Genomic DNA, 12256 nt, shown 5'->3' on the forward strand with positions numbered 1-12256 from the left:
GCAGAAATTCATGCGCCGAGCCGAACGCTGCGGTCCGCAAGCCGACGGACCGGAACAGATTGCTCAGTGCGTCGCGCACGGACGCGTCGTCGTCGACGACGAAGACGATGGGATCTTCGGCGCTTGCCAGACCCGAAGGCGATGCCGCGCGCCCGGTCACCATGCATTGTCCTCTTCGCGCAGTGGCAAGGTGAACTGGAACGTCGTGCCGGGGCCGATGTTTGCGGCCACGGACAGGCGGCCTCGGTGGGCCTCGACGATCGATCGGCAGATCGACAATCCCATTCCCATGCCGCTGGCCTTGGTGGTGTAGAAGGCGTCGAACAGCCGTTCGGCATTCTCGGCGGCGATCCCGACGCCACAGTCGGTGACCGTGACCACGATCTGCCCGGCATCGTCATGGCGCGTCCGGATCACGAGTTCCCGCGGCCGGTCCGTGACCGGCTGCATGGCCTCGATGCCATTGAGGACGAGGTTGAGGATGACTTGCTGCAGCTGGATGCGGTCGGCGACGACAGACGGGAGCGCGGGAGCGAGGTCGAGCTGCAAGGATACGAGATGGCTCTGCAGTTCATGCTGCACCAGGCCGATCACCTGGTTGATGACGTCATTGATGTCGAGCGGGGCCTTCTGATCGGTCGTCTTGTTCACCATCGCGCGGACGCGCTGGATGACCTCGCCCGCGCGGTTGCCGTCGCTGATGATCGACCTGACCGCGCCGCGGGCTTCGTTCAGATCGGGGGCCGCCCGGTTGAGCCACCGCAGGCATGCCGCGGCATTGGTGACCACGGCGGCAAGCGGCTGGTTCACTTCATGGGCGATCGATGCGGCGAGCTCGCCGAGCGCCGTCACGCGCGTGACGTGCGCGAGGTTGGTCTGCGCTTCGTGCAATTCCGCCTCGGCTCGCTTGCGGGCGGTCACGTCGGTGACCGCTCCGACAAATTCGGTGTCGCCCGAAAGGTTCGTCACCGCATGCGCTCTGGCGTGAACAAATTTGATCGCCCCACTGGGCATCAGCAATCGATAGCCGTGCTCGAAGTCGTTGCCGTCGAGCGAGGCGCGGTCGATGGTTCGTTGCACGCGGGCGCGATCATCCGGATGGACGCGCTGCAGCACCGTGGCATGTGTGATGGAAGGAGCCCTGTCGAATTCGAAGATCCTGAACGTCTCTTCGGACCAGATGATCTCGCCGCTGGCGACGTGCCAGCCGAAGCTGCCGGTGTGGCTCAATCGCTGGGCTTCGGTCAGGTACATTTCACTCTGCTGCAGCGCATTTTCGGCGTGCTTGCGCTCGGTAATATCCTCGCATGCGATCAGCACGATCAGCTGATCGCCCAGCCGCCGCACGGCCTTGGCGTTTTCGCGAACCCAAAGCCGTGAACCGTCCTTGCGGACCTTCCGGATTTCCCAATTGTGGGTCTGGCCGATGTTGTCGAGGCATGCCGCGACGTTGCGCTGGACCATATCCCGGTCTTCGGCGGCAAAGACCCGCAGCACGGATTGTCCGAGCAGCTCGTCGACGGTGTAGCCGAGTTGTGCCGCGCCGAACGTGTTGACCGACAGCACGAGGCCCGTTGCGTCGACCATGAAGTACATGACCGGGTTGTGTTCGAATACCTCCTTCCATTGCGCTTCGCTGTTGCGCAGCGCCTCCATCGCGCGCTCCTCGCCGCTGGCCCGGCCGCGCAACATGGCTTCCATCCGCCTTTGCGAGCGGCCCACCAGGCGGATCATCAGCAATGCGGCGGTCAGCGACGCGACGAGCAGCGCCAGGGCAATCAGATGGGCGGACGCTGCCGGCTGCGGACCAAGCAACAGCCCGATGCAGGTTGCCGCCAAGGCCAGCACCATGCCGCCGAGCAGCCATTGCTCGGCCGACCAGGACTTCGTGGTCGGGTCGCGGATCATCGGCGCACCAGCACTTGGCCATCATCACGGGCCGCGCTGCGTCGCTGGGTGACTGCTACCATCAGCGGCGACAACGTCGCCCCCCCAACAGACTGTATATTAGCAGCTTTCTTGCCGCCCGGACGGGATCACGCCGGCCTTTTTGGCGGTCCACATCCGTGAGATCGCGCAGAAAGCGAAGCCGTCGAGCGCGCTCAGGTCCAGGTTGCGACCTAAACTCAAGTATGAGTCGTCCCCACCGAATGTAACGGTCGGATCAACCTCCGTTCAATGGCCCGTTCCATCCCGGTGACTACGCTTATTGGGTAACTCGATGACGGTAGAGATTTCCGGGGTTCAGCAATCGCCAATCAGAGACGGAGATTGAAATGCCCAGCGCGCGCCTGCATCTGATCGTTTGCTCCGACGACGTCGACCACGAGGCAAGGCTTCGGAGACGCGATCGCAGCTTCCAGCCTTCCGTTATCGATGGTGGCAAGCAAACAGCAAGCACGCTGGCCGATAGCCCGTGGATCGATCTGCTGGACGCATTCGATCTGGGCGTTGTGGTCTGTCAGGCCAGCTATCTGGCCTTGCTGGGAGCGAGCCTGGCGGCGCTGCAGCCGCAATTCGACGTGCCGGACTCAGGGCGGTAGCACGCCCTGAATTCCAAGTCCGGCAGGCTGCCGGGACCGAAGCGCTGGCTGCTCACGCCTGGGTCGCGCAAGACGGGTCCGATCACAGCCTCCGTGAGAGCCCGGAATCCATTCCCGCCTAGCCCCGGCCTGATGGATTCCGGGCTCAGTCCTGCAGGCGCCCTCAGCTGCGCAATGGCGCACCGGGAACGACCCGCCGACGGCGCGGCTCCCGCGCCAGGGTCCCGACCACGGCAAATTGCAGCAATTTTTTCGAAAGATGCCCCCTTCGCTTTAGCCGCTTTTGAAGCACCTGATTATTGGATCTGTCCGGCAACGGCATCGCTCCGCGGAGCTGTGCGTTGGTTCGCGCACTGACAGATCAGGGGCCGGTCATCATGAATCAGGCACAGCAGCACAAGCCGTTTCCCGAAGACAATAATTCCGTCACCAAGGGTGAGTCCGAGGGCGCACGGGGATTGCAGCGCGATCTGCAGGAACGGCTGCAGCCGGAGCACGAGGAGCCGATCAGCGATGGCGCTCCCCATCCCGAAGCGCCCGCAGGCTCGGGCCGGATGGTTCGCCGCCTGCTCAAGGTCGGCATTGGCCTTGCCATCGTCGCCGTCTTCGGATGGCTGCCGCTCAGGGCCGTGTTGCAGACCTCGAGCGTGGAGGCTGTGGTCAATGCCAGGATCGTGACCTTGCGGTCGCCGATCGACGGCACCGTGAGCGCGAAGCCGCAGAAATCCACGCAGCTCAGCGTGGTTCGCGAGGGCGATGCGATCCTTCACGTCGTCAACGCGCGCGGCGATCGTGCGCGGCTCGATGATCTCCGGCGACAGATGTCCCGGTTGGAAAATGAGCGCCCGAGTCTGGCCGCCAAGCTTGCGGCCGCCGAGACGGCGCAACAGGATCTTGCCCGCCAGGCCGGCCAGTTCCGTGACGGCCGCATCCTCCAGCTCGAGGCCCGGATCGCCGAAATCCAGACCGCGATCGAGGCCGCCGCCGCACGGCGGGAGGAGGCCGTGGCCGCCGTCGAGCGGGCGTCGTCGCTGATCAAGTCGGGCAGCGTGTCGACGGTCGAAATGGCCCGCCTGACACGCGAGCAGGCGATCTCGCAGCAGACCGAAATCGGCGCTCGACGGCGCCTCGACGCCGCCAAGGTCGAGCTCACCGCGGCAAGGAACGGCACCTATCTCGGTGACAGCTACAATGACCGGCCGAGCTCCGTGCAGCGCGAGGAGGAGATGCGCCAGCGCGTCAGCGATCTGCGCGCCGATCTGGCGCATGCCGATGCCGAGATCGACTGGCTGACCCACGAGATCGCCGCCGAGCAGCTGCACTACGTCAACCGGGCCGAAGCCGACATCAAGGCTCCGGTCGGCGGCCGCATCTGGGAGATGATGACCTCGCCCGGCGAGGACGTCAGGGCCGGGCAGCCCTTGCTCAAGCTGCTCGACTGCAGCGGCGCGGTGGTCACCGCGAACGTCACCGAGAGCGTCTACAACGGGCTGAAGCTCGGCGAGCAGGCGAGCTTCGAGCCGAACGACGGCAGCGCCGCGCTCCAGGGCGAGATCGTCAATCTCACTGGCGCGTCGGGCGCGCCCGCGAACCTCGCGATCAATCCGGATGCGCTGAACAAGGAGCCGTATCGGGTGACGGTCTCGATGCCGGCGCTCGACACCACGGGCAAGGATTGCGCGGTCGGCCGCACCGGACGTGTGGTGTTCAACGCGGACGCGGCAAAGTCATGATGGCGGCATTTGCGCCCGGGCTGGTCGCCTTCGGCGCCTGTCTTGCAATCCTGCCCCTGCTCCACCGCGAGCAGACCCTGGCCCGCGTCATGATGACCGGCATGTCGTTCGTCCTGCTGGTCCACTATTTCGCGTGGCGGGTAACCCACACCTTGCCGCCTCCGGGCCTCACCGCCGATGCGCTGGTCGGCTATCCCTTCGTTGCGGCCGAGGCGGCCTCGATGATCGCGGTGTGCCTGTCGCTGCTGTTCCTCAGCCGGACCATCGACCGCTCACCCGAGGTCAATGCGATCCTGCGTCGATCCAGAGCGAGCGCGGCCGCGCCGCTCGTCGACGTCTTCATCTGCACCTACAATGAGGAGAAGGCGATCCTGGAGCGCACCATCATCGGCGCGACCGGGCTGGACTATCCGAACTACCGCGTCTGGGTGCTCGACGACGGGCGGCGGCTCTGGCTGCGCCGGCTCGCCCAGGAACTCGGCTGCAACTATCTGGCCCGCCCGGACAACCGCCACGCCAAGGCCGGCAACATCAATCATGCGCTCCAGCACGTTTCCGGGCTGGCCGAGCGGCCGGAGTTCATCTCGATCCTCGATGCGGATTTTGTCCCGATGCCGGATTTCCTGACCCGGGCGATGAGCCTGATGCAGGACGGCAGCGTCGGCGTCGTGCAGACACCGCAGCATTTCATCAACCCGGATCCGATCCAGACCAATCTCGCGGCGACCGATGTGTGGCCCGACGAGCAGCGCTTCTTCTTCGATATCCTGATGCCGGCCAAGGATGCCTGGGACACGGCGTTCTGCTGCGGCACCTCGTCGCTGATCCGCTTCTCCGGCCTGATGCAGATCGGCGGCTTCCCGACCGATTCGGTGACGGAGGATTACCTCGTCACGCTGCGCCTGAAGGAGAAGGGATTGCGCACGGTCTATCTGAACGAGCGCCTGACCATCGGCCTCGCGCCGGAGGGACTGAAGGAATACATCACGCAGCGCGGTCGCTGGTGTCTCGGTTTCATGCAGATCTTCCGCGGCCGTAGCGGGCCGTTCTCGCGGCAATCGAAGCTTGCCTTCATGGACCGGCTGTCGCTGGTCGACGCCTTCATGAGCTGGGCGGCGGTCTACAGCACCAAGGTTTTCGGCCTGGTCGTGCCGTGGCTTTATCTGCTGTTCGGGATCAAGGCGGTCCATGCCGACCTGTTCGAGCTGCTGAAATATTTCCTGCCGTTCTATGTCTGGCACGCCTTCACGATGGCCTGGATCTCGCGCGGCCGCTCGCTCGCGATCATGACCGACGTGTCGCAATACATCGCGGCGCCCGCGGTGTTGAAGGCGGTCGTGACCGGCCTCGCCAGGCCGCAGGGCCACAAGTTCAAGGTGACGGCCAAGGGCGGCGATCGCAACCGCCGCTTCATCGAATGGCCGCTGCTGCGGCTCTATGGCGCTGCCCTGCTGATCACGCTGCTGGCGATCGCCTATGCCTTCATCCTGCACCTGCGTGGCGACAGCATTGCCTATGGCGGGCTGGCGCTGGCCTGGAGCCTGTACAATTGCGTCGTGCTCGCGATCGTGTGCTTCATCTGCATCGAGCAGCCGCGGCGCCGCAAGGCCGAGCGGTTCGAACGCGACGAGCCGATCCTGATCCATCACGGCAGCGAGATGCGCTTGATCCGGATGGCCGACATCTCGATCTCGGGCGCGCGCTTCATCGATCCCGTCCCGCCCGCCATCGGCTCGCTGATCAAATGCAATGTCTACGGACAGAACGTGGCCGCGACCGTGGTCCGGCGCACCCGCGACGGCTTCGGCGTCCGCTTCGAGGATGCGGTGGCGACGCGGGTCAATGTCGTGCGCGCATTCTATGCCGGCGAATATGTCCGCGCCTTCCAAGGCGTGCGTGCGGCGCCGGTCGGCAAGGCCCTGCTGATGCGGCTGTTCGGTTGATCCGCGGGAGTCGGGGCTTCGCTCTTTCGGTGGAAACGGCTTTCGATCCCGTCATCCTGAGGAGCGCGGAACGCGCGTCTCGAAGGATCGACGGCCCGGTCGCTTCGGCACACTCCCACTCTCTTGCGGAAAGAACGTGGCCGTCGATCCTTCGAGACGGCCGCTGCGCGGCCTCCTCAGGATGACGGTGTTGCACGCCCCCCCTACGCCTTGATCTACGCCGCCGGCTTCGCCGCCTGGTCCTCGCTCGACAACAGATGCAGCAGCGCGCTCTTGATTGCGGCCTGCCGGGTCGGCGCCGTGATCTGGGCGCCGAGCAGGTCGGTGACATAGAACACGTCGCGGGCGCGCTCGCCGAAGGTCGCGACATGCGCCGAGGCGATGTTGAGGTTGAGCTTCGAGATCGCGGTCGTGAGCTGGTAGAGCAGGCCGGGCCGGTCGAGCCCGGAGACCTCGATCACGGTGTAGCGGTCGGACCACTGGTTGTTGATGGTGACTTCGGGCTCGACGATGAACGGCCGCGCCTTGCTGCGCACCGCCCGCTTCGCCACCGCCTCGGGCAGCCGCAGCTTGCCTTCCAGCACATGCTCGATCATCTCGCCGATCCGCGTCGCGCGGCGGCCCTCGTCCTCGTCGCGGTCGTATTCGCGCGAGATCGAGATGGTGTCGAGCGCGCGGCCGTCGGTCGTGGTGTAGATCTGGGCGTCGACGATGTTGGCGCCGGCAGAGGCGCAGGCGCCGGCGATGATCGACAACAGCCAGGGATGGTCGGTCGCCAGGATCGTCAGCTCGGTGACGGCGCGGACCTCGTCGAAGCCGACATTGATCGCGAGCTTGTGGCCGGCCTGCTCGCTGGCGCGGATGAAGCGGGCCTGGCGGATCTTGCGCGGCAGCTCGACCTTGAGCCAGTAGGCGGGGTAATGCCGGCCGATATAGGCGTTGAGCTCGGCCTCCGGCCATTCGGTGAAGGCGCGGCGGAATTCGGCTTGCGCCACCGCGATGCGCTGGGCGCGGTTGACCTCGGAGAAGCCGCCGGTCAGCACCGGTTCGGTCTCGTAATACAGCGTTCGCAACAGCTGCGCCTTCCAGCCGTTCCACACGCCCGGGCCGACGCCACGGATGTCGGCGGTAGTCAGGATCGTCAGCAGCTTCATCTGCTCGACCGACTGCACCACGGCGGCGAAATTCTCGATCGTCTTGCGGTCCGACAGGTCGCGCGATTGCGCCACCGTCGACATCGTCAAATGCTCCTCGATCAACCACGCCACCAGCTCGGTGTCGGCCGCCGAGAAGCCGAGCCGCGGGCACAGCCGCCGCGCCACCTTGGCGCCGGCGATCGAATGGTCTTCCGGCCGGCCCTTGGCGATGTCGTGCAGCAGGGTCGCGATGTAGATCACCGGGCGGTGCTCGGGGCGGATCTTGCGGAACAGGTCGCTGGCGACCGTGAACTCCTCGTTGCCGCCGCGCTCGATGTCCTGCAGGAAGCCGATGCAGCGGAGCAGATGCTCGTCCACCGTGTAGTGGTGGTACATGTTGAACTGCATCATCGACACGATCTTGCCGAAGGCGCGGATGAAGTGGCCGAGCACGCCGGTCTCGTTCATCCGCCGCAGCACGATCTCCGCGTTGTCGGAGGTCAGGATCTCCATGAACAGGCGGTTGGCTTCGTCGTTCTCGCGCAGCTGGGTGTTGATCAGCTTGAGCGAGCGCGTCACCGTGCGCATCGCATCGGGGTGGAAGGCGAGGTTGTTCAGCTGCGCGAGGCGGAAGATCCTGATCAGATTGACCGGATCGTGCTTGAACACGTCGGGTGCCGCGAGGTTGATGCGGTTGTTGTCGACGATAAAGTCGTCGCTGCCGTTCACCCGCCGCCGCTTGGTGCCGGGCCGCAGCCGCGCCACCATCCGGCTCAGCACCGGTGCCGGCTTGTTGTGCTCTTCCTCGAGCTTGGCGCACAGGATCGCGGTGAGGTCGCCGACGTCCTTGGCGATCAGGAAGTAGTGCTTCATGAAGCGCTCGACGTCCTGCATGCCGGGATGCGAGGTGTAGCCGAGGCGGACCGCGATCTCGCGCTGCATGTCGAATGACAGCCGTTCCTCGGCGCGTCCGGCGAAGAAGTGCAGATTGCAGCGCACCGACCACAGGAAGTCGGCGCAGCGGCGGAAGGTGCGGTATTCCTGCGCGTCGAATACGCCGCGTTCCAGCAGTTCGTCGGTCTCGCGCACGCGGTAGACGTATTTGGCGATCCAGAACAGCGTATGCAGGTCGCGCAGGCCGCCCTTGCCGTCCTTGACGTTGGGCTCGACCAGATAGCGCGACTGGCCGGCGCGGCGGTGCCGCTCCTCGCGCTCGGCAAGCTTGGCGGTGACGAATTCCGACGCGGTGCCCTGCACCACTTCCTTGTCGAAGCGTTCGACCAGCTCGTCATAGAGCGGCTGGTCGCCGGTCAGGAAGCGCGTCTCCAGGATCGCGGTGCGGATCGTCATGTCGCCGCGCGCCTGACGGATCGATTCATCGACCGAGCGCGTGGCGTGGCCGACCTTCAGCCCCATGTCCCAGAGGCAATAGAGAATGGCTTCGGCAACCTGTTCGCCCCAGGCGGTCTGCTTGTAGGGCAGGATGAACAACAGATCGATGTCGGACTCCGGCGCCATCAGCCCGCGGCCATAGCCGCCGGTCGCCACCACGGCCATGCGTTCGGCGCCCGATGGGATCGGCGAGTGGTAGAGATGCCGGGTCGCCGCCGCGTAGAGGATGCGGATGATCTCGTCCTGCACGAAGCAGAGCCGTTCGGCGCAGCGGCGGCCGTGACGGTCCTTCAGCAGCAGCGCCTGCGCCGTGGCGCGTGCCGCGATCAGCTCGGCCTTGAGCAGCTGCGCCATCGCGGCGCGGAACTGGTCCTCGCGGCCGGCGTGCTGTTCGGCAAGTGCATTGACCGCCGCGGTGATCCGAACGGTCTCGAAACGATCATCCGCTTCAGGGCGGGCCTCGGCTACGACGCTGTCCATAGGTTCATCCGATATCGGACAGAGCTGTTGCTGTCACTGACCAAAGTATAAGGACAGCGGCTCCATGCTCTCTCCACGACGCTTTGAGCAAGATCGTTCTCGCGCCATCCCGTAAAGGGTAGAGATTTTCTCGTTGACCGCAAGGCTAACTCATTGAAATAAAAGATTGTTTCATAATCTGATCGAGGGGGTCGACGAATGCAAAAATTTTCCCGGCGCACGTTCGCAGCGCTGCTCGCGGTCTCGACCTTGCTGCCTGGCGCGGCGCGTGCCGCCGACGCGCTGAAGGAGATCCGGATCGACTGGGCGACCTACAATCCGGTGTCGATGGTCCTGAAGCAGAAGGGCCTCCTGGAGAAGGAGTTCGCCAAGGACGGCATCAACATCGTCTGGGTGCAGTCGGCCGGCTCCAACAAGGCGCTCGAATTCCTCAACGCCGGTTCGATCGATCTCGGCTCGACCGCGGGCTCGGCCGCGCTGGTCGCGAAGATCAACGGCAACCCGATCAAGTCGATTTATGTCTATTCGCGTCCCGAATGGACCGCGCTGGTCACGACCAAGGATTCCAAGATCGCGTCCGTCGCCGATCTCAAGGGCAAGCGCGTCGCGGTGACGCGTGGCACCGATCCGCACATCTTCCTGGTTCGTGCGCTGCTCGGCGCCGGCCTCACCGAAAAGGACATCACGCCGGTGCTGTTGCAGCATGCGGACGGCAAGACCGCGCTGATCCGCGGCGACGTCGACGCCTGGGCCGGCCTCGATCCGATGATGGCGCAGGCGGAGGTCGAGGACGGCGCAAAACTGTTCTACCGCAAGGCGGAAGCCAACACCTGGGGCATCCTCAATGTCCGCGAGGAGTTCTTGAAGGCGCATCCGGATATCGTCCGCCGCGTGCTCGCGACTTACGAGGAAGCGCGGAAATATTCGCTGGCCAACTATGACGAGCTGAAGAAGACCTTCATCGCGGTCACCAAGCTGCCGGATGCCGTGGTCGACAAGCAGCTCAAGGAGCGCACCGAGCTGACCCACAGCCGGATCGGTAGCCCCCAGCGCGAATCGATCTTCGCCGCCGGCCTCGCCTTGCAGCAGGCCGGCGTGATCGACGCCAAGACCGATGTGAAGGCCGCGCTGGATTCCTTGATCGATGATCAGGTCCCGCTGCCGACCAACTAACCACCGCCGTCAAACTAACCACCGTCGTCCCGGCGAAAGCCGGGACGACGTGGATGGAGTTGGGCGGGCGCCACCTTGCAATCCCGCCGGAAGAATAGTTCTTGCTATGGCCATGACCGTTGACCTGCCAGCGCTGGAACAGACGGCGCCGCCCGGTGCGCCGGCGCGGTGGTCGCGCCATGCGCGTCCGGTGCTCGGGCTCGTGCTGCCGGTCGCGCTGGCGCTGGGCTGGGAACTCGTCGTCTTTCTCGGCTATTCCAACGGCCGCCTGGTGCCGCCGCCGTCGAAGGTGTTCGAAACCATCGTGCAGCTCGCCAAGAGCGGCGAGCTGTCGCGCCATATCCTCGCGACGCTGTGGCGCGTCGGCGCGGGCTTTGCGCTTGGCGTCGTCGCCGGCACCGTTCTGGGCGCGATCTCCGGCTACTGGGATTTCGCCAAGCGGCTGCTTGACCCGACGGTGCAGGCCTTGCGCGCGATCCCCTCGCTCGCCTGGGTCCCGTTGTTCGTGCTCTGGCTCGGCATTTTCGAGACCTCGAAGGTCGCGCTGATCGCGGTCGGCGTGTTCTTTCCGATCTATCTCGGCGTGATGGGCGCGATCCTCTCGGTCGATCGCAAGGTGGTCGAGGTCGGCCGCGTGTTCCGTCTCTCCGGACCGGCGATGATCCGCCGCATCCTGTTGCCCGCGGTGCTGCCGGCTTATGTGGTGGCGCTGCGGGTCGGGCTTGGTTTGGGGTGGATGTTCGTGGTCGCGGCCGAACTGATCGGCGCGTCCGAAGGCCTCGGCTACCTTCTGCTCGACGGCCAGCAGCTCGGCAAGCCGGCACAGATCCTCGCCGCGATCGTGATCTTCGCGATCCTCGGCAAGCTCACCGACTGGCTGATCGAGGTCGCGGCCGCGCCGTTGCTGCGCTGGCAGGACGCGTTCGGCACGCGGGGAGGGCAGTGATGCTGGCGCTGAAGGAAGTCGGCAAGACCTATCCGAACGGCGTCCACGCGCTGGAGCGCTTCTCGGCCGAGATTGCGCCGGGCGAGATCATCGCGATCATCGGCGGCTCCGGTTGCGGCAAGTCGACGCTGCTGCGCGCCATCGCCGGCCTCGATCGTGCCAGCACGGGCAGCGTGACGCTCGACAATGCGGTGATCACCTCGCCGCACGCCAAGATCGGGATCATCTTCCAGGAGCCGCGGCTGCTGCCCTGGCTCAGCGTCGCCGACAATATCGGCTTCGGCCTCGCCGACCTTCCGGCCGAGGCGAGGCGCGCGCGCGTCGCGGCGGCGCTCGCCCGCGTCGGCCTTGCCGACAAGGCCGCGGCCTGGCCGCGCGAACTGTCCGGCGGCCAGGCGCAGCGGGTCGCGATCGCCCGCGCACTGGTGCCGCAGCCCGAAGTGCTGCTGCTCGATGAGCCGTTCTCGGCGCTCGATGCCTTCACGCGGCGCGATCTGCAGGATCATCTGCTCGATCTGTGGGCGGACACCCGGCCGACCCTGATCCTGGTCACCCACGACGTCGACGAGGCCGTGGTGCTGGCCGACCGCGTGCTGGTAATGCGGCCGCGGCCGGGCCGGCTGTTCGAGGAGATCATCATCAACCTGGCGCGGCCGCGCGACCGCAAATCGGAGCTGTTCGACACCTTCAAGCGCCGCGTGCTGACCGCGCTCGACCGCTCGCTCGACCGTTCGCTCGACCGTTCGGTGCGGGACGTCACGGACAAATCGAGCGCCGGCGAGGCGATGTGGTGGTGACATCGGCGCGTTAAGGCCTTACATCGGCATAAAGAAGAATAGCCGGGAGCAGACCCATGGACTCCGCCGAACTCCGCGCAATGCAGGCTCCGATCAAGGAGCGCTACAAGACC

At 65.6% G+C, this 12256-nt stretch carries 8 protein-coding genes; 6 read left to right on the forward strand and 2 right to left on the reverse strand.

Features of this window, described 5'->3' with window-relative positions; all coding sequences use genetic code 11:
- Nucleotides 1–156: 156 nt before the first annotated feature.
- The gene (locus PMN64_RS38320) at nucleotides 157–1734 is read right to left on the reverse strand and encodes a PAS domain S-box protein (protein ID WP_411784515.1); all 1578 of its coding nucleotides are present in this window, start codon (nucleotides 1732–1734) and stop codon (nucleotides 157–159) included.
- Between the two features lie 542 nt (nucleotides 1735–2276).
- Here PMN64_RS38320 and PMN64_RS38325 point away from each other — a divergent pair.
- The 3 genes from PMN64_RS38325 (at nucleotide 2277) to PMN64_RS38335 (ending at nucleotide 6219) form a co-directional block, all read left to right on the forward strand.
- Nucleotides 2277–2543, forward strand: a complete 267-nt coding sequence (locus PMN64_RS38325; RefSeq protein WP_411784510.1) for a hypothetical protein — start codon at nucleotides 2277–2279, stop codon at nucleotides 2541–2543.
- A 377-nt stretch (nucleotides 2544–2920) separates the two neighbouring features.
- Entirely contained in the window at nucleotides 2921–4276 is a 1356-nt protein-coding gene (locus tag PMN64_RS38330; RefSeq protein ID WP_411784511.1) for an HlyD family efflux transporter periplasmic adaptor subunit, read from the forward strand.
- Entirely contained in the window at nucleotides 4273–6219 is a 1947-nt protein-coding gene (locus PMN64_RS38335; RefSeq protein ID WP_411784512.1) for a glycosyltransferase, read from the forward strand. Before PMN64_RS38330 ends, PMN64_RS38335 begins: the two co-directional genes overlap by 4 nt.
- Nucleotides 6220–6434: 215 nt before the next feature.
- Here the strand turns inward: PMN64_RS38335 and PMN64_RS38340 are convergent, their stop codons facing one another.
- Nucleotides 6435–9227: a [protein-PII] uridylyltransferase gene (locus PMN64_RS38340; RefSeq protein ID WP_304497787.1), complete on the reverse strand. Its 2793-nt coding sequence runs from the start codon at nucleotides 9225–9227 to the stop codon at nucleotides 6435–6437.
- Between the two features lie 198 nt (nucleotides 9228–9425).
- On the opposite strand from PMN64_RS38340, the gene PMN64_RS38345 reads away from it, so the two are divergent.
- The 3 genes from PMN64_RS38345 (at nucleotide 9426) to PMN64_RS38355 (ending at nucleotide 12143) form a co-directional block, all read left to right on the forward strand.
- Nucleotides 9426–10400 carry an aliphatic sulfonate ABC transporter substrate-binding protein gene (locus PMN64_RS38345; protein WP_411784513.1) on the forward strand — a complete coding sequence of 325 codons (975 nt, stop codon included), beginning with the start codon at nucleotides 9426–9428 and terminating at the stop codon, nucleotides 10398–10400.
- Nucleotides 10401–10512: 112 nt separating this feature from the next.
- Entirely contained in the window at nucleotides 10513–11346 is an 834-nt protein-coding gene (locus PMN64_RS38350) for an ABC transporter permease (protein WP_411784516.1), read from the forward strand.
- Nucleotides 11346–12143, forward strand: coding sequence for an ABC transporter ATP-binding protein (locus PMN64_RS38355; protein WP_411784514.1), 798 nt, complete (start codon nucleotides 11346–11348; stop codon nucleotides 12141–12143). The genes PMN64_RS38350 and PMN64_RS38355 overlap by 1 nt, the downstream gene beginning before the upstream one ends.
- The last annotated feature ends 113 nt before the right edge of the window (nucleotides 12144–12256 follow it).

Source organism: Bradyrhizobium sp. UFLA01-814 (assembly GCF_046718885.1).
Lineage (GTDB): Bacteria > Pseudomonadota > Alphaproteobacteria > Rhizobiales > Xanthobacteraceae > Bradyrhizobium > Bradyrhizobium elkanii.